This window comes from Rhizobium giardinii bv. giardinii H152 (genome assembly GCF_000379605.1).
Classification (GTDB): domain Bacteria; phylum Pseudomonadota; class Alphaproteobacteria; order Rhizobiales; family Rhizobiaceae; genus Pararhizobium; species Pararhizobium giardinii.
This window is the reverse complement of sequence record NZ_KB902691.1, coordinates 102,101-123,018: the sequence shown is the minus strand read 5'-3', so window position 1 is coordinate 123,018 and position 20,918 is coordinate 102,101. Positions and strand designations below refer to the sequence as shown.

Here is a 20,918-nt window from a genome sequence, read left to right as displayed (position 1 = left end):
ACTTGCACAAGTCTTCTCCGGCGGTACTTGTTATCCAGGTGACCATCATGTATAGGCACGGCATCAAATTGGGAAGCCGTAGTCCCGCATGTGATCTGCGGCTTCATTTACGTGTTCGGTCCCCATGCCGCAATGGCCCGCAAATGGCTTGCGACAATTGGACCCTGGAACTTGCAGGAAGATTGTTATGAAGGCTGATATCCATCCCGCTTACCACATGATCAAAGTGGTCATGACCGACGGCACCGAATACGAAACCCGCTCGACCTGGGGTTCGGAGGGCCAGACCATGAACCTCGAAATCGACCCGAAGTCGCATCCGGCATGGACCGGCGGCAACCAGCAGCTCATGGATCGCGGCGGCCGCGTTTCCAAGTTCAAGAAGCGATTCGAAGGCCTCGGCCTCTAATCTCTTCCTGCTGGATTTTGAATTTAGGAAAGCCCGGTTCGCCGGGCTTTTTTGCGTTTGGACTATGGGTTTCGGATGGGCGGCGTCGGTGCGAAAAGATTAGTATTGACTCATCAATTAGTATGCGCTATTTGATTAGTCATGATCGAAGCTGCAAACGTCACCGCTGTCCTGCGTACCCTTGCCGACCCGACGCGGCGGGCCGTTTTCGAGCGGGTCGTCCGGTCCGATGAGATTACCGTGGTCGAGTTGACGCGCGGAAGCGGGGTGACGCAGGGCGCCATCTCTCAGCATCTCAAATCATTGAAGCAGGCCGGCCTGGTTGCCGAGCGCCCGGAGGGACGCAACGTCTATTATCGCGCAGAGCCCGAGGGCCTCGCCCCGCTTGTCGATTGGCTGGGCCACTACGGCGTCTTCTGGCGCGAACGCTTCGCCAATCTCAGAACCTTGCTCAAGGAGATCGATCCATGACCGACGCCGCTTTGAAGCCCGACACGCAGGACATCGTTCTTGACGAGGTCTTTCCGCATGCGCCGGAGACGATCTGGACGGCGCTGACATCCGGCGAACTGATCGCGCGCTGGATGATGGCACCGACTGGGTTCGAACCTGTGGAGGGCAAGCACTTCACGTTCCAGACGACGCCAGCCGGGGCATGGGACGGGATCATTCGCTGCCAGGTGCTGGAGGTCGTACCCTACGAGCGCTTCGCCTATGCCTGGAAAGGCGGAGATGAGGGAAACGTCGGATATGGCTCGCGGCTGGACACGGTCGTCACCTTCATCCTTTCCAGGGCTGACGGTGGTACACGCCTTCGCCTCGTCCATTCCGGTTTCGTACTGCCGAGGAACGACACTGCCTTCCGCAGCATGAGCGAAGGGTGGAAGAAGGTTGTGCGCAACCTCGATGCCGTCGCTGCGGAACAGGATGCCTCCAAGCGCCTGCACTGACACGTTCGAACGGAATTGACAGATCGCATGCAACACGCACTTCGACAAACAGGAGGTTCGTTATGCAACATCAAATCGTTTTGCGCGACGAGTGGCTGAAGGCCCGGATCGCACTGCTTGAGGAAGAAAAGGCGCTGACGCGGCGCAGCGACGAGCTCGCGCGGCGGCGACAGGACCTGCCGTGGGTCCGGATTGACAAGGCATACCATTTCGAGACCGACCAAGGGGATGCCACGCTGGCAAACCTGTTCAGGGGGCGGTCGCAGCTTCTCGTCTACCACTTCATGTTCGGCCCCGACTACAAGGCCGGATGTCCGTCCTGTTCGGCAATCGCCGACGGTTTCGACGGCTTCGTCGTCCATCTGGAAAACCACGATGTGGCGTTTACCGCCGTGTCGCGGGCGCCGCTCGGCAAGCTGCAGGCGTTCAAGCGGCGGATGGAATGGTCGTTTCCCTGGGCCTCCTCGCACGGGAGCGACTTCAATCTCGACTTCAACGTTTCGAACACCGAGAAACAACAGCGTGACGGGGCCGTCGAATACAACTACCGGCGCGAGCCTGCATTGCCCGCAGGCGAAACACCCGACGGGCCTGCAACTGCCGCTGCCATGAGCGGCACCGACGCTGCTACATTCGTGCGCGAAAGGCCGGGCATGAGCGCCTTCGTCCTCGAAGACGGTGTCGTCTACCACACCTATTCCGCCTATGCGCGCGGACTGGATGGCCTCTGGGGCATGTACCAGTGGCTCGACCGAGCGCCCAAGGGACGCAACGAAAAGGGCATGTGGTGGCGTCATCACGACGAGTATGACAACGGCTGAACGACGCCACCGCTGTCGTCGCACGTCCGCAGATGCGATGCGCCTGCTCACTTCAACGCCGGAGCGGTGGCCTGATCGCCCCTGGCGCCATCGTGCGGCATCCGATCAGATTATCAGCCTCCTTTCACTTTTGTCAGGCGGAATCCCAGTCTGGTTACCGGGTGGGCAAGCCGCGCTTTGCTACAGGAGAAACGATATGAGCAAGGTCTATACGGGCGGATGCGCCTGCGGCGCGATCCGCTATGAAATTTCTGCCGAACCGCTGGTGATGAACGACTGCCAGTGCCGAGACTGCCAGCGCAGGAGCGGCGCCGGACATGGGTCCTACCTGACCTTTACGGACAAGCGGAACGTGAAACTTAAAGGCGAAGCAAGGCATTGGGCCATCGCCGGCGACAGCGGCAATATCAAGACGCATTCGTTCTGCCCAACCTGCGGATCACCGGTCTATTTGACGTTCACGGCCATGCCGGACCTGTTTACGGTGCACGCCGCAAGCCTCGACGACCCAAGCCGATACGAGCCGCAGATGGTGACGTATGGGGTGCGCGGTTACGCATGGGACCACATCGATCCGGCCCTGCCGAAATTCGACAAGATGCCGCCGGCATGACGACCCTGACCCGGTCTCGCCTCGAGCGTATGTGAAGTGACAGGCTTGGTTGCCTGTTTGTCGCCACTGCGCCGGCTTGCATCCTCAAAACACAAAAACCCGGCACGATGGCCGGGTCCTGAGCATTCGGGTGCCTTTTCGGCCTCGATCAGTTGGTTCCAAAAGCCGTCTGCAGCAAAGTGAGCTGGGCCTTGACGCCGTTCTGGTTGTCGGGCGTGAAGTTCTGGGCTTCCTGCGGGCGGTAGATTTCGCGGTCGAGCAGGGCGACGCGGTTCTGCAGGCGCAGCGAGCGGTCGATCAGATCGCGGAAACCTTCCGGCAGGTCGTTCCAGCCGGGTGCCGTGCGATCGACGTTGAAGCTGTCGAGGCGGACCTTGTTCTTTTCCGAAAGGACCTGCTCGCGGTTCATTTCGCCATTGTTGACGGCACGCTGCAGGAGCAGCCAGGATGCCATCTGCATCAGACGGGTGGTGAGGCGCATCGATTCCGCGGCATAGAGCACCGAGGCCATGCGCGGCAGAACCTTGGAGGCGGCGCGACCGGGGCCATCGAGATAGCTTGCGGTCTCTTCAACCAGACCCATGCCTTCGGCATAGAGAGCCTTGAACTGCGCCGAAGACGCAGCGTGTCCCGCGAAGCTCACCGTATTCAATCCCCGTTCGGACATGGTCTGATTTCCCTGGTTAAACGCATCAACTCGGACAGGCAACGAACGGGTTAACAGAAAGTTTCGGGCCGCTCGTTCGATAGTTGGAACATGATCCCATAGCGCATTTCGCGCAAGCGCATTCTTAATAAAGGGTTAATCTCCACAATTCTTTGGCGATTGGGAAAAAAAGACAAAAAAAGAGCCGCAAAAGCGGCTCTCAAGGTAAAACAGGGAGAAAAATCAGACCATTCGCCAAACGGGAAATTGCCTGAGTCCAGAGCGATCTGGATGCCTCAGTAATACCTTATAAGGCTTAATGAAGCGTTTATGGCTGCCGGGCGGGCGCCATGTAATCTCTTGTTTTTTAAAGTTGGCTTTCAGTTGTGTCTGCAAAGTGCAGCGTCACGACCGAAAGAATTTCTCGGCTTGCGACTTGCTTGCCGACTTGTTTGCTCTTTCCGCTTCCAGCCGCGCGATTTCCTGTTTCAGCATGTCTATACGCAAGGAAAGCTCGTCGGCCGACAGAAGCGAGAGGTCGCAGCCGATTTCGTGGACCGGCTGTTTCTTGGGACGGTCGTCGTCAAACAGGCTCATGCGATCCTCCGTTCAGGCTCGTCGTCGCTTCTTTCCTCGAAAGGGGCTGCCCGCGGCGACAGTTGCAGGCTTTCCGGCGTCGTCAGGGTGCCGGGGTTGATGGTCGAGTAGGAGTCGCGTTCCGATGCCGGCACTGCGGCGCGCATGCGGCTGCGGAAGATCGCGTAAGCCGTGATCAGCACATGGGCGCAGGCGGTGATCATGAACAGGCCGTAAGGACCGGTGACGGTCATGATCGGGCCGCCGATGGTCGGGCCGATGATCGTGCCGATGCCGTAGAGCAAGAGCAGGCCGCCGGAAATCTTGACGAAATCCTCCGGCGTGGCGAAGTCGTTGGCATGCGAGACGGCGATGGGATAGAGCGCATTGGCGGTCGCGCCGTAGACGCCGACCAGCGCGATCAGCAGGACGACGCCGGTCGGCTCGATCAGGAAGATCAGTGCGCCGGCAATCGCGGCGACGGCCGCAAGCGCAGCCAGGACGTAGCGCCGGTCGATCATGTCCGAGAGGCGCCCGGCGGGAAACTGCATCAAGGCGCCCGCGAAGATCGTCGTACTCATCATCAGCGCGACATCGCTATCTGTCAGTCCCACCTGACGGCCGAACACCGCGCCGAGCGTCCCGTAGGCGCCATTGGCGATGCCAACGAGCAGGATGCCGAGAAAGGAGATCGGCGAGTTGCGATAGAGCGCCGGAAGGTCGAGGCTGACCTGCTTCAGCGGTTGCGGCAAGGCCGCGGTCGACAGGAGCGTCGGCAGCATGGCCAGGCAATAGACGATCCCGGCGCACATGAAGAACAGCGTCGTCGACGTATCGCCGAACGGGATCATCAACTGGCCGCCGACGACGCCCATCAGGGTGATGGCGATGTAGAGCGAGAAGATCGCGCCGCGGCTCTCATTGGTGGCGCGCTCGTTCAGCCAGCTTTCGATGATCATCGAGGTTCCGGCCGTCGAGAAGCCTGTAAAGGCGCGCAGCACCACCCACCAGATCGGATCGACGAGAATGCCGGTCAAAAGCGCGATGATCGCTAGGATGGAGGCAAAGCAGCTGAAGGCGCGCACATGGCCGGCGCGTTTGACGATGGTCGGCGCCAGCAGGCAGCCGAGCACGAAGCCGCTCGCCCAGGAGGTGCCGAGCAGGCCGAGCAGCGTCGTCGAATAGCCTTCCGTCGTGCCGCGCACCGGCAGCAACAGGCTGTGCAGTCCATTTCCAAGGAAGAGAAACAGCGTGCCGAGCAGAAGAGAGGCGACGGGAAGGAGGTTTTTTCGCATGTGAAATCCGCGGGTTCCGGGTTGTGCCGAAAGGTAGGGCGATGCCAGCACAATTGCCAGCCGGAAATTCCTATTGAGTGAGATTGGAAAAGGCGTTCTAACCCTGTTCGCGCGCAAAAGTGTGACGCCCTGACGTCCAGCCAAGTTCTTTTCCACAACAGAGAAAAATGAATGTCGAAAGCGTTAACGGTGCTCCTGCTTCTGGCCATGGTCATCCAGGTGCTGAAGCCGCTCAATCTGCCCGGACTGCGCCAGCGCCGAGACTTCTGGAAGATCGCCGTCTTTGCGATCGCCGTGATGATGCTGACGGTCTTGGTCCGGCCCTAAAGACGGATGCTGCCGCGCATGACCGCCACGCATCGCCCGGCAATCCGCACATCGCCAACCAGGCCGCCCGATTTACGCACATGCAGTTCAATCAGGCTTCGGCGGCCCATCTCGACGCCCTGCTCGATGGTAATGTGGATGTCGAGTTCGGGGTCCGGCTGCAGCGAGGCCAGAAGTGCGCCCAGCGCTCCCGAGGCGCTTCCCGTCGCCGGATCCTCGATGAGATTGTCGAGCGGGGCGAACATCCGGGTGCGAAAATGCCAAGGGCGGTCCGGCAGGCGCGTATAGAGAAAGAGTGCGAATTGCTCGTCCTCGCGCAAGAAGCGCCGGCCGGCCTCGGCAAAGGCAGCGGTGTTGGGGCAGGCGCGCGCAAGTGCTTCGAGCCCTGCCACTTCAGCAACCGCAAATGGCAGGCCGATGGAGGCAATGACCGGTGCGTGGGTTGCCATACGAACGTCGCCGGTGCCGATCGAGGCGCAGCGCGCGACGGTGTCGGCGTCGACCTGCGGTCCGAGCGACAGCGGCTGCGGCGCAAGAATGCCGGCTCCGGCCACGCGTCCACGGTCGTCGCGTATCAAAGCCGTCTCGACGAGACCAGCCCTCTCCTCGAAGCGGAGTACGTCCCCCGGTGCCTTGCCGAAAATCTCCGGCTGGCCGCCGAGCACGAAGGCGGTGCCGACATTCGGATGCCCGGCGAAGGGGATTTCCATCGTCGGCGTGAAGATCCTTACCCGCGCCGTGTTGGCGGGATCTTCTGGCGGAAGCACGAAGGTAACTTCGGAATAGCGGAATTCAGTGGCGATCTGCTGCATCTGTGCATCGGACAATCCGCGCGCATCCGGGATCACCGCAAGCTGGTTTCCGGCAAACCGTTCATCGGCGAAAACATCGACGGTGACATAGGCTACGCTGTCCATGGGCTGCTTTCTCCCGTTCCGGCCGAGACCAGTTGAAGGAGATAAAGCAGCGCGAAAATCGCGCGAAGCACATTCTTGTCACCGGGACAATTGCGCCTGGCGTTCGCGCAAATGCAGCGTCGCGATGACAACAAAGAAAACCCGGCCGCAGACGCGAACCGGGTCTTCTCCCCTCCCTGGTAACTTAAATCAGGCAGCCTTTTCGAATTCCTTCTTCCAGCCGCCCGTTGCAGCAAGGCTGCACATCTTGGCGCGGTGGGTGAAGGCGCGCTGACCGGCAGCGGCGTTTTCCGGCTTGCCGCTCCAGGCCGTCAGCGCCTCGGTTTGCAAAGCGCGACCATAGGAGAAGGTCAGGCCCCACGGCAGGTCGTAACCGGCCTTCATGGCGGAGAGATGGGCCGTTGCTTCCTCGGTGGACTGGCCGCCGGACAGGAAGGCGATGCCGGGAACGGCTGCCGGCACGGTGCGCTTCAAGACTTTCACGGTGCGCTCGGCGACCTCGGCGACCGATGCTTTGCGCGCCTTCTTGCCGTCGATGACCATGCTCGGCTTGAGGATCATGCCTTCCAGGCTGACGCGTGCGTCGCTCAGTTCTTCGAACACGATGCGTAGCGTCTCCTCGGTCACGACTTCCGCGCGGTCGATCGAATGGTCACCCGGCGTGCCATCCATCAGCACTTCCGGCTCGACGATCGGCACGATGCCGGCTTCCTGGCAGAGGGCTGCATAGCGCGCCAGCGCCTGCGCATTGGCCTTGATCGCGCCGAAGCTCGGCAGGACATCGGATACCGAGATCACGCCGCGCCATTTGGCGAAACGGGCGCCGGCGTCATAATAGGTCTTCAGGCGTCCGGCCAGGCCATCGAGGCCTTCGGTAATCGTCTCGCCCGGGAATTTTGCCATCGGCTTGGCGCCGGTATCGACCTTGATGCCGGGAACCGCGCCTGCGGCACGAATGATATCGACGAAGGGCGTGCCGTCCGCTGCCTTCTGGAACAGGGTCTCCTCATACAGGATGACGCCGGAAATATAGGTCTTCATTGCCTCGTCGGCGCGAAACAGCATCTCGCGATAGTCGCGGCGCGATGTTTCGGTCGATGCAAGGCCGATTGTGTCGAAGCGCTTGCCGATCGTCGCAGTGGATTCGTCGGCCGCCAACAGGCCCTTGCCGGTCGCCACCATGGCGGCTGCAATGTCTTCAAGTCTTTCGCTCATATGCGTTCTCCTGATTGTCCTACGGGCTCGCCGATAGCAGAAGAATAGGGCAACGCAAATGAAAGTTAAATTGTTTAAAACGATTGAAATAAATTTAATCGTTTGAAATGTCGGGATTATTTTTGTGGTTCGTTTGAAAGTTGAGGCGATGCAACGAAAAACCCCCGGCTGCGGCCGGGGGGTGACGGAAGCGGACAAGCGGTTGCAGCCGTGACGCTCTGTTACTTCTGCTGGTGCAGGATGTCGACGCCCGGCAGCGGCTTGCCTTCCATCCATTCGAGGAAGGCGCCGCCTGCCGTGGAGACGTAGCTGAGGTCATCGGCCACTTCCGCATGGTTCATTGCCGAGACGGTATCGCCGCCGCCGGCAACGGAGACGAGCGCGCCGCTCTTGGTGCGGGCAGCCGCGTGCTTGGCAACCGCGACGGTTGCCTTGTCGAAAGGTGCGATCTCGAAGGCGCCGAGCGGGCCGTTCCAGACGAGCGTTTCGGCCTTGCTCACCCAGTCGTTGACGGCAGCGATCGATTTCGGGCCGACGTCGAGCACCATGGCGTCGGCCGGGATCGCTTCGATATCGACCACCTCATTGTCGGCGCCTGCCTTGAATTCGCGGGCAACGACACCGTCGACCGGCAGAACGATGGCGCAGCCGGCGGATGCGGCTTCCGTCATGATCTGCTTGGCGGTGCCGGCCAGGTCATGCTCGCAGAGCGACTTGCCGACATTGGTGCCCCGCGCGGCGATGAACGTATTGGCCATGCCACCGCCGATGACGAGGGCGTCGACCTTTTTCACGAGATTCATCAAGAGGTCGATCTTTGTCGAGACCTTGGCACCGCCGACGATGGCGACGACCGGGCGCTTCGGATTGCCGAGGCCCTTTTCCAGCGCCTCGAGTTCGGCCTGCATGGTGCGACCGGCATAGGCGGGCAGCAGATGGGCGAGGCCCTCCGTCGAGGAATGCGCGCGGTGCGCGGCCGAGAAGGCGTCATTGACATAGATGTCGCCATTGGCGGCGAGCGCCTTGGTGAACTCCGCGTCGTTCTTTTCCTCGCCTTTGTGGAAGCGGGTGTTCTCCATGAGCAGGACATCGCCGTCGTTCATGCCGGCAACGGCGGCAGCCGCCTTCTCGCCGATGCAGTCGGCAGCGAAATGGACGCGCTGGTCGAGGATGTCTTCGACGGCGGGCGCGATCAGCGACAGCGACATGTCGGCCACCGGCTCACCCTTCGGTCGGCCGAAATGGGCAAGCAGGATGACCTTGGCGCCCTTTTCGGAGAGTTCGCGGATCGTCGGCACGACGCGTTCGATGCGGGTCGCGTCGGTCACCTTGCCGTCCTTGACCGGAACGTTGAGATCGACGCGGACAAGCACGCGCTTGCCGGCGATGTCGGTGAGGTCGTCGAGGGTCTTGAAAGTCATGATCGGTCTCCGGTCATAGTCTTAAGAAAAGGGTGGGATAATCCGTCACCAGCCCATCCTCGTCCACCGACAGTTCCGCGATGAAGGAACGGTCCTCGGCCTCGTAGCGGTAGAGCCGGTCCTGCGCGAGGCAGGTGTAGTTCTGGCCATCGGGAAAGGGCTCGAACGTGTCGAAGGGCACATAGAGCATGGTGAACTTGACGGTACCGTCCTTGGGCGTCAGGCCAAGGCGGCGAATGGGCAGCGTATTGGTAAAGGGCGTGCCGGCAAGGTCGATATCGATGCAGCCGTCGAAGGCGGTAAGGGCGGTGCCGTCCGCATCGCGCCAGTGGCCCCTTGCGTCGGAAGTGAGCGAAAGTCGCTGGCCTTCGGTCGTTTCGATGGTGAAGGCGAGGACGGTCCACTGAGGGTCACAGTCGATCACATAGCGGACGCCATAGGGGCGGCCGCCGCGCTCGCCGATCAGTACGCTCGTTGCGCGTATACCCGCGCCGTCGACCGGACTGAGCGTCAGATGTTCGAGCCCTTCCCCTTCCAGCGGACGCCAGCGTGCCGTTGTTGGGGAAAGGGCGCGGAACATGGCTTTAGATCAGCTTGCCCATTGCGACGGCCGTGTCGGCCATGCGGTTGGAGAAGCCCCATTCATTGTCGTACCACGAGAGGATACGCACGAACTTGCCTTCCAGAACCTTGGTCTGGTCGTTGGCGAAGATCGAGGAATGGCTGTCATGGTTGAAGTCACGCGAAACCAGCGGTTCGTCGGTGTAGCCAAGGATACCCTTGAGCGCGCCGTCGGAGGCTGCCTTGATCGCGCCGTTGATTTCCGCAACCGTCGTGTCGCGCTTGGCAACGAACTTGAAGTCGACGACCGAGACGTTCGGGGTCGGGACGCGGATCGAGGTGCCGTCGAGCTTGCCCTTGAGGTGCGGCAGGACCAGGCCGACGGCCTTGGCGGCACCGGTTGACGTCGGGATCATCGACAGGGCGGCTGCACGGGCGCGGTACAGATCCTTGTGCATCGTGTCGAGCGTCGGCTGGTCGCCGGTGTAGGAGTGGATCGTCGTCATGAAGCCGTGGTCGATGCCGACGACGTCGTCCAGGGTCTTGACGACCGGAACCAGGCAGTTGGTCGTGCAGGATGCGTTGGAGATGACCAGGTGTTCCTTGGTCAGTGCGTTGTGGTTGACACCGAAGACGACGGTCAGGTCAGCGCCGTCGGCCGGCGCCGAGACGATGACGCGCTTGGCGCCGGCCTGGAGATGCAGGGCAGCCTTCTCGCGGGCGGTGAAGATGCCGGTGCATTCGAGCGCGATGTCGACGCCCATTGCGCCATGCGGCAGGGTTGCCGGATCCTTGATCGCCGTGACCTTGATCGGCTTGCCACCGGCAACGATGATCGTGTCGCCTTCGACCTTCACGTCGGCCGGAAACTTGCCGTGGATCGAATCGTAACGCAGCAGGTGCGCATTGGTCTCGACCGGGCCGAGATCGTTGATCGCAACGACCTCGATGTCGGTACGGCCGGATTCGACGATGGCGCGAAGGACGTTGCGGCCGATGCGGCCAAAGCCGTTGATGGCAACTTTTACAGTCATTTCAGGTCTCTCCCTGGCTAAGGTCTCGATGTGGAAAACGGAGCGCGTTGGACCGCGCTCCGAAGGGGAAAATCAGGCGAGCTTCTTTTCGGCGGCAGCGACGATCGCGTCCGCGGTGATGCCGAAATGCTTGAACAGATCCTTGGCGGGGCCGGACGCGCCGAAGGAGTGCATGCCGACGAAATCGCCATCGCTGCCGATGAAGTAATCCCAGCCCTGGCGGACTGCGGCTTCTGCCGCGATCTTGACCGGTGCGGTGCCGATGGTGGCCTTGCGGTAGTCGTCCGGCTGTTCCTGGAAGAGTTCGAAGCACGGCACGGAGACGACGCGGGTCGCGATGCCCTTGCCGTTCAGGTCGGCGGCAGCCTTGACCGCGAGTTCGACTTCCGAGCCGGACGCGAAGATCGACACCTTGGCATTGTCGGCAGCGACGAGTTCGTAGGCACCCCTGGCGCAGAGGTTCTCAGCCTCGTATTTCAGGCGGACCGGAGAAAGGTTCTGGCGGGTCAGCGCGAGCCCCGACGGACGATGCTGTTCCTTGAGCGCCAGCTGCCAGCACTCGGCGGTTTCAACCGCGTCGGCCGGGCGGAACATCAGGAGGTTCGGGATCGCGCGCAACGCAGCCATGTGCTCGACCGGCTCGTGCGTCGGGCCGTCTTCGCCGACGCCGATGGAATCGTGCGTCAGGACGTGGATGACGCGGATGCCCATCAGGGCCGCAAGGCGGATGGACGGACGGCAGTAGTCCGAGAAGATCATGAAGCCGCCGGAGTAAGGCACGAGACCACCGTGCAGTGCGATGCCGTTCATGGCGGCAGCCATGCCGTGTTCGCGGATGCCCCAGTGCATGTAGCGGCCGGAAAAATCGGTTGGCGTGATCGACTTCATCTGGCTGGTCTTGGTGTTGTTCGACGGCGTCAGGTCGGCCGAGCCGCCGAGCGTCTCGGGCAGCGTGCCGTTGACGACTTCGAGCGCGTCTTCGGAGGCCTTGCGGGTGGCAACCGTCGGCGGTGCCTCGGCGAGCTTCTTCTTCAGGGCGTCAATCGCCGCATCGAGATTGCCCGGCAGTTCGCCGGCAAAGCGGCGGGTGAACTCGGATTTCTTGGCCCTCTCGGTCGCGTCCAGGCGGCCTTCCCATTCCTTGCGCGCGCCAACCGAACGCTTGCCGGCCTCGCGCCATGCCTCGAGAGCGTCGGCCGGGACGGTGAAAGCTTCGGCTTCCCAGTCGAGTGCCTTGCGGGTCGCGGCGATTTCCTCCGCACCGAGCGGCGAGCCGTGCACCTTGTGGGTGCCGGCCTTGTTCGGCGCGCCGAAGCCGATGGTGGTCTTGCAGGCGATGAAGGTCGGGCGATCGGATTTCTGGGCGGCCTCGATCGCGGATGCGATCTCCTGCGGATTGTGGCCGTCGACGCGGATGGTGTTCCAGTGCACGGCCTGGAAACGGGCGATCTGGTCGGTCGAATCCGACAGCGAGACGGCGCCGTCGATGGTGATGTTGTTGTCGTCCCAGAAGAGGATCAGCTTGTTGAGCCTCAGGTGGCCGGCAAGCGCGATCGCCTCGTGGCTGATGCCTTCCATCAGGCAGCCGTCGCCGCAGAGGACATAGGTAAAATGGTTCTGCAGGTCGCTGCCGAACTCTTCGGCAAGCTTGCGCTCGGCGATCGCCATGCCGACGGCATTGGCAATGCCCTGGCCGAGCGGACCGGTCGTCGTTTCGATGCCCGACGCATGGCCGTATTCCGGGTGACCGGCGGTCTTCGAGCCGAGCTGGCGGAACTGCTTGAGGTCCTCCATCGTCATGTCTTCGTAGCCGGTCAGATGGAGCAGCGAATAGATCAGCATGGAGCCGTGGCCGGCCGACAGGACGAAGCGGTCGCGGTCTGCCCAGAGCGGCGCCTTCGGATCGAATTTCAGGTAGCGGGAGAACAGAACCGTGGCTACATCGGCAGCGCCCATCGGCAGGCCGGGATGTCCGGAATTGGCCTTTTCGACGGCATCCATGGAAAGGAAACGGATCGCATTTGCCATCCGGTCATGTTGTTCGCGAGAGATCATTGACTGTTCCGCTTGAGTTCGGTGGACAGGGAACGGTCTCTATCCTCCAAAGACCGTATTAAGAAAGCGGGTGACACATAGCACCTGCTTCGACGGAGTCAACAAATACGGCCATTTTGAGTGTCTCGGCAGAGCCTTTTTCGGCCGCGCTTCGTTGGAGAAGATCAGGTGGCCGCAAGCGATGCAAATCGGCTCGAAGGGGCGTGATCCACAGCTTCTGCGGACCTGCGAAGCCCTTGCCGTTGTGGAGACGTGCCGAATGGGTCTAAGAATGTAACCAGCTTGAAATACAGAGGCCGGACGGCGATTCGAGGCCGTCTGGTGTGTATCGGGAAAGCGTGATGGCGGCAGGAAAGACAGTCAAGGCAGCGATCGAGGAGTTGCGCAGCGCGGTCAGCAGCCTTGAAAATGCCATTGACGGGCGCTTCGACCAGGAGCGTAATCACAGTGAAATCGAAGGCGAAGTGCGTCGGGTCAATACCGATCGTTCACGACTGGCGCAGGAACTCGACCAGTCGCAGTTCCGGGCAAACCGTCTTGAGGAAGTCAACCGCGAAGTCTCGCGCCGTCTGGTGACGGCCATGGAAACGATAAGGGCAGTGCTGGACCGCTGAGGCGCGGTCCGTCTGCGGGCAGGTGACGGGAATGGCACAGGTAACGGTGACGATCGACGGCAAGGCCTATCGCATGGCATGCGAAGAAGGCCAGGAAGATCATCTGACGGACCTCGCCAACCGCTTCGACCAGTATGTCAGCCATTTGAAATCCCAGTTCGGCGAGATCGGCGACCTCAGGCTGACCGTCATGGCCGGCATCATGGTCATGGACGAACTCAGCGAAGTGAACCGCAAGCTGAAAAGCCTGCAGACGGAGGCGGACAATCTGAGGCAGGGACGCGATGCGACCGTAGCTGACCAGCAGAGGGCGGAGGAAGCGCTGGCCTCGGTGCTTTCGGAAGTCACGTCACAGATCCATGGCATAGCGGCGAAGCTCAGCGGTAAAGCTGCTTCCGCCAACTGAATTTTGAGAAGTTGGGCGTTGGCACTGGCGCAAGCCGCTGATGCCCTCTATATTCTGTGTCGCGGTCTGCGCTTCCCGACAGGACACCACAATCCCTGGGGCCATACTCGATCCAAAGGGAGCTGTCCCTGACCAGGCTCGTGGGCCTGGACACACGGTGCCCACCTACGTTTGTAGGCACCCAGGATCGTAAACAGTCCATCGGCTGTGTGGATCGCACCTATTTCCTTTTGACTTCAATGATTTCGGCTCGCGATCACACCGGTGTGACTTGCGGGTTTGTCCTGGTCGATCAATATCGGGCACATTCGCCTGAGAGTTTTTCGTAAGCGCGCGCCTCGAATGCTATACGCTCCGCTTGCTTTGCACTGCCACACTCTCGGGTTAGGATGGCAGCTTGTGACATCAGTTCGAACCTTTGACGGTAGTAGCGGCATCGGGAACCTGGCGTAGCAGAGGAGAGCTTGTATAACTCTTCATCTGACGCGAGCACCTTGCGATCACTATCTGCCATCCGTGCCGCGCAGGCTGGAAGTCGGGCGAAGTGATGCGCTACATAAATTAGCAAGAGCGCCAAACCCAGGACGCTTATCACAGATTTGATTGCTCGCTGACGGGCAGTGGGAGAGACGCCTTCACCCATAAGTCTGATAGTCCCTTCTGTTCTCTATCGCCGGTATGCAACGATTTCCGTCAGGCACTTTATTTCCTTAAAAATGCTCAGGCCTGTGCGGCCGCCGGAGCGCGGAACGCCTCGCGAATGGCGTTGGCCATGCTTTCGACGATCCGGTTGTTTGCGTTTCTCGCCCTTGTCTTCAGCACGACATTCGAAAAGTCGATGACATCGTATCCGTCCGCGGCTGTCAGTTCCCGGCATCCGGCGGGAATGCTGCTGCGGGAAAGGGGCGCGATGGCAAGGCCGGATGTCACCGCGGCGATCAGGCCGCTGCTCGTGCGGCTGATAAAGGCGACGCGGCTTTGGACCCCGCGTTTCTTCAGGCCCTTCAGCGCCAGAACGTCACACCATCCGCCCTTCAGATAGGTATAGCTGGCGATCGGCACGGGGTTGCGCTCGTGGATATGATGCGTATCCGACGTCACCCAGACGGTGGGATCGACCATCAGGACTTCGTTCTTCGTCTGGCCGCCGGGCTCGAAAACGACGGCGATATCGATTTCTCCCGCCTCGAGCGCCGCCAGATTGGACATCGAGACGCCCTGCTGCACCGTCACCTCGACGCCAGGGTGAATGGCGGCGAACGCGCCGAGCGCCTTCGGCAGGGTCGAATTGATGTATTCCTCCGAAATTCCGATCCTGACCGACCCGTCGAGAATCAGGTAGCCGGATGGACGCAGCCGTGTCGTCGAGAAGGGAGATGATGCGACGGGCGTTGTCGAGAAGTCGCGCGCCGTGTCCCGTGATATTGACGCCGCGCGATCCGCGCTCGAACAGCGGCTCACCAAGAATATCCTCCAGTTTCTTGATCTGCATGCTGACGGCGGATTGCGTCCGGCCGACCGTCTCGCCCGCCTTGGTGAAATTCCCACTTTCGGCCACCGCGACGAAGGTTCTCAGGAGATCGCTTTCAAGAGCCGGAAACATCGCATCTTCCATCAGATTTTCTAATGGTAGGCATGTTTGCAATTCGTTGGATTGATGTCAACGCGCGTCCGATACTCAGGCGAGAACACTGCGGAGTTTCGGACATGAAGCAGCACCATCTGAGGACAAGGCGACGGCTCGTCACAATGACAATCGACCTTTGGCGGGCGATCGAGCAATGGCGGGCCAGACGTCGGGTGAAGCAGGCCCTGGCGCAGCTAGCGCGGCGCGAGACCGTCCATCTGCTTGATGACATGGGAATCGAGCCGGCCGGTGTAGACTGCCGGCGGCGGGGCCAAAACGGCGAAAGGCACCGCTTCTGGATGCTATGAAATCAGGTTCATGCGGACGGCGCGAAAAACCGCTTCGGCGACGTTGCCGGCCTGGAGCTTTTCCATGGCCGTAGCGAAGGCGTCGTCGATCCGGTCGCGGGGTGTCCGGATCGAGAATGAGACGTCTTTCGTCGCAAAAAGTTGTACAGCCGACGCGGCGCGGTTTCCCTCTTATGGTTCGATGCACTAGAAATGGACATCGGCAGGCAAGAGGGCATGTGCATGACACCGAGAGAACTGAAGGCTGCGCTAAGAATGGAGCGACTGGCGCTGCGGGATGCGATGCCGCCGGAAGCGCGCATGAAAGCCAGCCTTAGGATGCTTGATCATGCCGGCGACATCATCGAGTTCGAGCCCGGGCAGGTGATTTCCGGCTTTTGGCCGATCCGCTCGGAAGTCGATATCCAGCCGCTGATGGAGCGCCTGCGCGAACGCGGCGCGCGGTTGTGCCTTCCCGTCATTCTCGACAAGAAAACCATTGTCTTTCGCGAACTCGTGCCGGGTGCTGCGATCGTTGAAACGGGTTTCGGCACGACCGGGCCGGGCGAGGATGCGCCGGTGCTTGATCCCGACATCATGCTGGTGCCGCTGTCGGCGTTCGACAGAACCGGTCACAGGATTGGTTATGGCGCCGGATATTACGACCGGGCGATCGAACGTTTGCGCCGGAAAGGCCATATGCCGAGACTGATCGGGATTGCATTCGACTGCCAGGAAGTGGCATCAGTGCCGGCGGAGCCGCATGACGTGGCGCTGGACGCCCTGCTGACCGAAAGCGGGCTCAGGATCTTCGGGCTAGGAATAAGCAAATATGAGACTTTTGTTTCTGGGTGACATGGTTGGCAAGACCGGCCGGACGGCGGTCTGGGACCGATTGCCCGGTCTGATCAGCGATCTGAAGCTCGATTTCGTCATCGTCAACGGCGAGAATGCCGCCGGCGGCTTCGGCATCACCGAGGATATCTTTCTCGAAACCATCAATGCCGGCGCCGATGTGGTGACCACCGGCAATCACGTCTGGGACCAGAAAGAGGCCGTTACCTTCTGCGAGCGGCACGACCAGTTCCTGCGTCCGGCCAATTATCCGGCAGGCACGCCCGGCCGCGGCTCCAATCTCTATTTCGCCCGCAACGGCGCGCGCGTACTCGTCGCCAATGTCATGGGCCGCGTCTTCATGCATCCGGAACTGGACGATCCCTTCAAGGCGGCGGAGGCCATTCTTGACGCCTGTCCGCTGAAGGAACAGGCGGACGCCATCATCTTCGATTTCCATGCGGAAGCGACCAGCGAGAAGCAGTGCTTCGGCCATTTCGTCGACGGTCGCGCCAGCTTCGTCGTCGGCACCCATACGCATGTACCGACGGCCGACCACCAGATCCTCAATGGCGGCACCGCTTACATGTCGGATGCCGGCATGTGCGGCGATTATGACTCGTCGCTCGGCATGGAAAAGGAAGAGCCGCTGAACCGCTTCATCTCGAAGATGCCGAAGGGCCGCTTCGAGGCGGCGTCCGGCCCGGCCACCATCTGTGGCGTCGGCGTGGAGATTTCCGATCGCACCGGCCTTGCGGAAAATATCGCACCGCTTCGGATCGGACCAAGGCTGGCGGAGGCCATACCGGCCTTCTGGGCTTGAACTGCCGCATCGTACGGAAGCCAATGACGCGATTGTGAGCGACCGCACACAATCGCCGCTGGACGTCGCGTTCGTCCTGCCTATCCTCAAGGTCCATGCAAATCCTTGACTGCGGGGTGCATGATGCTGCGATATCTCCTCCTCCCGTTTGCCGCCATCTCGCTGTTGTACTTTCTCTCGCCGATGCCGGCGCTTGCGCAGGGATCGGCCCAGCCGATCAGCCAGTGCCAGGCGATCGCGCAGGTGCTTCCCGATGTCGCCTTTGCCAGTTTCAAGCCGCAGAGCGCGTTGAATGCGCATTTGGCGAGCGACGAGGTGAAGATCACCTATATCGGCCATTCGACCTTCCTCATCGAGACGCCCGGCGGCGTGTCGATCGCGACCGATTATAGCGGCTGGTATGTGCCGCCGAAGACGCCGGACGTGGTGACGATGAACAAGGCGCATTCCAGCCACTACACGCTGACGCCCGATCCGGCGATCCAGCATGTCTTGCACGGATGGGGTGACGACGGCGATCCGGCGGATCACGACGTCGTCATCGGCGACACCTATATCCGCAATGTGACGACCGACATTCGCGCCGGTGGCGGGATGATGGAGCCGGATGGCAATTCCATCTTCATTTTCGAGGTCGCAGGTCTCTGCATCGGCCATCTCGGCCACCTGCATCATGAACTCGACGAGAGCGACTATGCCGAGATCGGCCGCCTGGACGTGCTGATGGTGCCGGTCGATGGCGGTCTGACGATGGGCGCGGAAAGCATGAGCCGGGTGGTGACGCGGCTGCGCTCGGCCCTGATCCTGCCGATGCACCGGCGCGGGCCGCCGGTCACGAATTTCCTGCAGATGTTCGGCGATACCTTCGACAGGAGTTTTGCGGTGGAAGCAAGCGTCAGCGTTTCGGTGCGTTCCTTGCCAAGGAAGCCCTTGATTTATATCCTGCAGGGCGTCTGACCTTCGGGGACACATTGTCAGGATCGATGGAATGAGATTTTTCGCCGTCTGTACGCTTGCCCTCCTTCCCATGACTTCGCTTGCTATTGCTGATGGCGCCCCGCCGCCGCGCATGCCGACGGCAGAAGGCGACAAGGTCGTCGCCGTGCAGGAAACGAAATCGTTCGGTCAGCGGCAAGAATTCGTGCTGCCATCCGGCAATATTGGCTGTGTCTATACGCCGGAGGGTGGAACGGAGGTCTACCAGCCAGCCGACGGCGGCCCGGAGCTTTCCTGCGACCGCGTCGCGCCGCGCTACGTTCGGGCCGCGCTGGCGCGAAACGGTGCGGCGACCCTCCTTCATGATGTAGGCGACCAGGGCTGCTGCTCCGCCGGCCCGGTGCTTGACTATGGTCAGACCTGGGCGGCAGGGCCTTTCTCCTGCCGCTCCACCCGCAGGGGCCTTTCCTGCGAGCGTAATGACGGCCACTCCTTCTTTCTCAGTCGCCGGCGGATTGAGGCCAACTGAAAAAAAGCCGCCCCTGCTGGACGCAAAGCGCCAATGAAACTATAAGGCGCCCAATTCCAAAACATGACAAATATGCGAAGAGGGCGCCATGGCCGGCCATTCACAGTTCAAAAACATCATGCACCGCAAGGGTCGCCAGGACGCGGTGCGGTCGAAAATGTTCTCCAAGCTCGCGCGCGAAATCACCGTCGCGGTCAAGGGCGGCCTGCCTGACCCGACCATGAACGCGCGCCTGCGTCTGGCGATCCAGAACGCCAAGGCACAGTCGATGCCGAAGGACAACATCGAACGCGCCATCAAGAAGGGCTCCGGCGCCGATGGCGAAAACTACGAGGCCGTACGCTACGAAGGCTATGGCCCGGGTGGCGTTGCCGTCATCGTCGAGGCGCTGACCGACAACCGCAATCGTACCGCCTCCAACGTCCGCTCGACCTTCACCAAGGCTGGCGGTGCGCTCGGCGAAACCGGGTCGGTTTCCTTCTCCTTCGACCGTGTCGGCGAAATCTCCTACAAGCTGTCGGCCGGCGATGCCGACACGGTGATGGAGGCGGCAATCGAAGCCGGCGCCGAAGACGTCACGACCGACGAGGACGGCCATTACATCACCTGCGGTTTCGAGGATATCGGCGAGGTCTCCAAGGCGCTTGAAGCAACCCTCGGCGAAGCCGACATGGTCAAGGCTATCTGGCGGCCCCAGAATACCGTTCCGGTCGATGAAGAACGTGCCCAGTCGCTGATGAAGCTGATCGACACTCTGGAAGACGACGACGACGTGCAGAATGTCTACACCAACTTCGAAGTCTCCGACGAAGTCATGGCCAAGCTTTCGGCCTGATCGAGCCCTTCTTCGAAAAGCCCGGTATTAGCCGGGCTTTTCGTTATGCGGCCTTCGCCAAGTCCCGTTGCGCCTCGGCAAACCGGCGTACGGATTTCAGCCGCGCCTCCATGTCGTAGATCGGCATCGAGATGATCAACTCGTCGGCCTGCGTTTCTCCGAGGAAGCGGTCGAGCTTCGTCCTGAGCGTTTCCGGGCCGCCGACGACCGCATAGGTCATCGCGTGATCGACGAAGATCTTTTCCGTCTCGCTCCACAGCCCGTCCATGGAGAAGACAGGCGGCGGAAACTGGCCGCGCGCATTGCGGCGCAGCGCGACAAAGGATTGCTGCATCGAGGTGAAGAGGTGGTTTGCCTCGTCATCCGTATCGGCGGCGACACCCATGATGCCGACCATGGCATGCGGATGGTCGAGATATTGTGACGGCTCGAAGCGCTCGCGATAGATCTCCAGCGCCGACATAAGCATATCGGGCGCAAAATGCGAGGCGAAGGCAAAGGGCAGGCCGAGCATGCCGGCAAGATGGGCGCTGAAATGGCTCGAGCCGAGCAGCCAGATCGGCACGTTGCTGTCGGCGCCGGGGATGGCGATCAGGTCCTGCCCCTCGTTGACCGGGCCGAGCAGCGCTTGCAATTCGACCACATCGTTCGGAAAAGTGTTGGCGCTCGTCTCCATGTTGCGGCGAAGCGCTGCGGCGGTGCGCATGTCCGTTCCGGGGGCGCGACCGAGGCCAAGATCGATACGGCCGGGATAAAGCGCTTCGAGTGTTCCGAACTGCTCGGCGATCACCAGCGGCGAATGGTTCGGCAACATGATGCCGCCGGAGCCGACGCGGATCGTCTTCGTGCCGGCGGCCACGTGGGAAATGACGATGGAGGTTGCGGCACTGGCAATGCCTTTCATGCCGTGATGCTCGGCCACCCAGAAGCGCTTGTAGCCCGCCGCTTCCGCTTCCTGCGCCAGTCGGCGCGAGTTCTGCAGGGCCTGGGACGCGTCGGACCCTTGCGTGATCGGCGAGAGGTCGAGGATGGAAAAGGGGACCATGATAAGCCTTTGATCAACGATTTTGATAAAAGCCTATGTAAGATCGAATTCCGTAAATCCAAGCCCGGCGGAGAGAGTGGGTGCAGGATCAGTTCTTGCTCGCTCATGCGAATGTTTTTGTTTTGTTCACATTTCGCTGGCA

The 20,918-nt window shown here is 61.2% G+C and carries 23 protein-coding genes, 1 other RNA gene and 1 pseudogene; 14 read left to right on the top strand and 11 right to left on the bottom strand.

The window, feature by feature from the left end:
- The first annotated feature begins 187 nt into the window (after positions 1-187).
- From rpmE to A3AY_RS0122175, 5 genes are all read left to right on the top strand, one after another.
- Positions 188-409 carry a 50S ribosomal protein L31 gene (gene rpmE, locus A3AY_RS0122195; RefSeq protein ID WP_018327882.1) on the top strand — a complete coding sequence of 74 codons (222 nt, stop codon included), beginning with the start codon at positions 188-190 and terminating at the stop codon, positions 407-409.
- Positions 410-550: 141 nt separating this feature from the next.
- Positions 551-880, top strand: a complete 330-nt coding sequence (locus A3AY_RS0122190; protein WP_018327881.1) for an ArsR/SmtB family transcription factor — start codon at positions 551-553, stop codon at positions 878-880.
- The gene (locus A3AY_RS0122185; protein WP_018327880.1) at positions 877-1,359 is read left to right on the top strand and encodes an SRPBCC family protein; all 483 of its coding nucleotides are present in this window, start codon (positions 877-879) and stop codon (positions 1,357-1,359) included. The genes A3AY_RS0122190 and A3AY_RS0122185 overlap by 4 nt, the downstream gene beginning before the upstream one ends.
- 62 nt (positions 1,360-1,421) lie before the next feature.
- Positions 1,422-2,180, top strand: a complete 759-nt coding sequence (locus A3AY_RS0122180; RefSeq protein WP_018327879.1) for a DUF899 domain-containing protein — start codon at positions 1,422-1,424, stop codon at positions 2,178-2,180.
- 196 nt (positions 2,181-2,376) lie between these two features.
- Positions 2,377-2,793 (top strand): GFA family protein, encoded by a 417-nt coding sequence (locus A3AY_RS0122175; protein WP_018327878.1) that lies wholly within the window; start codon positions 2,377-2,379, stop codon positions 2,791-2,793.
- Between the two features lie 148 nt (positions 2,794-2,941).
- Here the strand turns inward: A3AY_RS0122175 and rcdA are convergent, their stop codons facing one another.
- The 3 genes from rcdA to A3AY_RS0122160 form a co-directional block, all read right to left on the bottom strand.
- Positions 2,942-3,460 carry a protease adaptor protein RcdA gene (rcdA, locus tag A3AY_RS0122170; protein WP_018327877.1) on the bottom strand — a complete coding sequence of 173 codons (519 nt, stop codon included), beginning with the start codon at positions 3,458-3,460 and terminating at the stop codon, positions 2,942-2,944.
- Between the two features lie 384 nt (positions 3,461-3,844).
- Positions 3,845-4,036 (bottom strand): DUF1192 domain-containing protein, encoded by a 192-nt coding sequence (locus A3AY_RS0122165; protein ID WP_018327876.1) that lies wholly within the window; start codon positions 4,034-4,036, stop codon positions 3,845-3,847.
- Entirely contained in the window at positions 4,033-5,310 is a 1,278-nt protein-coding gene (locus A3AY_RS0122160) for an MFS transporter (protein ID WP_018327875.1), read from the bottom strand. Before A3AY_RS0122160 ends, A3AY_RS0122165 begins: the two co-directional genes overlap by 4 nt.
- Positions 5,311-5,481: 171 nt before the next feature.
- On the opposite strand from A3AY_RS0122160, the gene A3AY_RS38715 reads away from it, so the two are divergent.
- On the top strand, positions 5,482-5,637 hold the full coding sequence (locus A3AY_RS38715; RefSeq protein WP_018327874.1) for a hypothetical protein: 156 nt from the start codon (positions 5,482-5,484) through the stop codon (positions 5,635-5,637).
- On the opposite strand, the gene A3AY_RS0122150 is transcribed toward A3AY_RS38715, so the two are convergent.
- The 6 genes from A3AY_RS0122150 to tkt all read right to left on the bottom strand — a co-directional run bounded on the left by A3AY_RS0122150 (position 5,634) and on the right by tkt (position 12,840).
- Positions 5,634-6,554 carry a PhzF family phenazine biosynthesis protein gene (locus A3AY_RS0122150; protein WP_018327873.1) on the bottom strand — a complete coding sequence of 307 codons (921 nt, stop codon included), beginning with the start codon at positions 6,552-6,554 and terminating at the stop codon, positions 5,634-5,636. The two genes, A3AY_RS38715 and A3AY_RS0122150, sit on opposite strands and share 4 nt — an antisense overlap.
- A gap of 189 nt (positions 6,555-6,743) precedes the next feature.
- Positions 6,744-7,769 (bottom strand): class I fructose-bisphosphate aldolase, encoded by a 1,026-nt coding sequence (locus A3AY_RS0122145; protein ID WP_018327872.1) that lies wholly within the window; start codon positions 7,767-7,769, stop codon positions 6,744-6,746.
- Between the two features lie 221 nt (positions 7,770-7,990).
- Positions 7,991-9,190, bottom strand: a complete 1,200-nt coding sequence (locus tag A3AY_RS0122140; protein WP_018327871.1) for a phosphoglycerate kinase — start codon at positions 9,188-9,190, stop codon at positions 7,991-7,993.
- Between the two features lie 13 nt (positions 9,191-9,203).
- Positions 9,204-9,770, bottom strand: a complete 567-nt coding sequence (locus A3AY_RS0122135) for a putative glycolipid-binding domain-containing protein (protein ID WP_018327870.1) — start codon at positions 9,768-9,770, stop codon at positions 9,204-9,206.
- Between the two features lie 4 nt (positions 9,771-9,774).
- Positions 9,775-10,785: a type I glyceraldehyde-3-phosphate dehydrogenase gene (gene gap, locus A3AY_RS0122130; RefSeq protein WP_018327869.1), complete on the bottom strand. Its 1,011-nt coding sequence runs from the start codon at positions 10,783-10,785 to the stop codon at positions 9,775-9,777.
- Between the two features lie 72 nt (positions 10,786-10,857).
- Positions 10,858-12,840: a transketolase gene (tkt, locus tag A3AY_RS0122125; RefSeq protein ID WP_018327868.1), complete on the bottom strand. Its 1,983-nt coding sequence runs from the start codon at positions 12,838-12,840 to the stop codon at positions 10,858-10,860.
- A 341-nt stretch (positions 12,841-13,181) separates the two neighbouring features.
- Between tkt and A3AY_RS0122120 the strand changes: the two genes are divergently transcribed.
- From A3AY_RS0122120 to ssrS, 3 genes are all read left to right on the top strand, one after another.
- Positions 13,182-13,454: a DUF4164 domain-containing protein gene (locus tag A3AY_RS0122120; protein ID WP_018327867.1), complete on the top strand. Its 273-nt coding sequence runs from the start codon at positions 13,182-13,184 to the stop codon at positions 13,452-13,454.
- Positions 13,455-13,485: 31 nt separating this feature from the next.
- Entirely contained in the window at positions 13,486-13,860 is a 375-nt protein-coding gene (locus A3AY_RS0122115) for a cell division protein ZapA (protein ID WP_018327866.1), read from the top strand.
- A 60-nt stretch (positions 13,861-13,920) separates the two neighbouring features.
- Positions 13,921-14,080, top strand: a non-coding RNA gene (gene ssrS, locus A3AY_RS38110) — 6S RNA.
- A gap of 500 nt (positions 14,081-14,580) precedes the next feature.
- Here ssrS and A3AY_RS35840 read toward each other — a convergent pair.
- A pseudogene (locus A3AY_RS35840) lies at positions 14,581-15,497 on the bottom strand (LysR family transcriptional regulator).
- 520 nt (positions 15,498-16,017) lie between these two features.
- On the opposite strand from A3AY_RS35840, the gene A3AY_RS35835 reads away from it, so the two are divergent.
- The 5 genes from A3AY_RS35835 to A3AY_RS0122080 all read left to right on the top strand — a co-directional run bounded on the left by A3AY_RS35835 (position 16,018) and on the right by A3AY_RS0122080 (position 19,731).
- Positions 16,018-16,629 (top strand): 5-formyltetrahydrofolate cyclo-ligase, encoded by a 612-nt coding sequence (locus A3AY_RS35835; protein ID WP_051108396.1) that lies wholly within the window; start codon positions 16,018-16,020, stop codon positions 16,627-16,629.
- Positions 16,607-17,431, top strand: coding sequence for a TIGR00282 family metallophosphoesterase (locus tag A3AY_RS0122095; RefSeq protein WP_026203711.1), 825 nt, complete (start codon positions 16,607-16,609; stop codon positions 17,429-17,431). Before A3AY_RS35835 ends, A3AY_RS0122095 begins: the two co-directional genes overlap by 23 nt.
- Positions 17,432-17,551: 120 nt before the next feature.
- Positions 17,552-18,388, top strand: a complete 837-nt coding sequence (locus A3AY_RS0122090; RefSeq protein WP_018327861.1) for an MBL fold metallo-hydrolase — start codon at positions 17,552-17,554, stop codon at positions 18,386-18,388.
- A 31-nt stretch (positions 18,389-18,419) separates the two neighbouring features.
- A complete protein-coding gene (locus tag A3AY_RS0122085; protein ID WP_018327860.1) occupies positions 18,420-18,896 on the top strand; it encodes a hypothetical protein in 477 nt (158 codons plus the stop codon).
- 88 nt (positions 18,897-18,984) lie between these two features.
- Positions 18,985-19,731 carry a YebC/PmpR family DNA-binding transcriptional regulator gene (locus A3AY_RS0122080; RefSeq protein WP_018327859.1) on the top strand — a complete coding sequence of 249 codons (747 nt, stop codon included), beginning with the start codon at positions 18,985-18,987 and terminating at the stop codon, positions 19,729-19,731.
- A 43-nt stretch (positions 19,732-19,774) separates the two neighbouring features.
- On the opposite strand, the gene A3AY_RS0122075 is transcribed toward A3AY_RS0122080, so the two are convergent.
- Positions 19,775-20,776, bottom strand: coding sequence for an LLM class flavin-dependent oxidoreductase (locus A3AY_RS0122075; RefSeq protein WP_018327858.1), 1,002 nt, complete (start codon positions 20,774-20,776; stop codon positions 19,775-19,777).
- Positions 20,777-20,918: the final 142 nt, after the last annotated feature.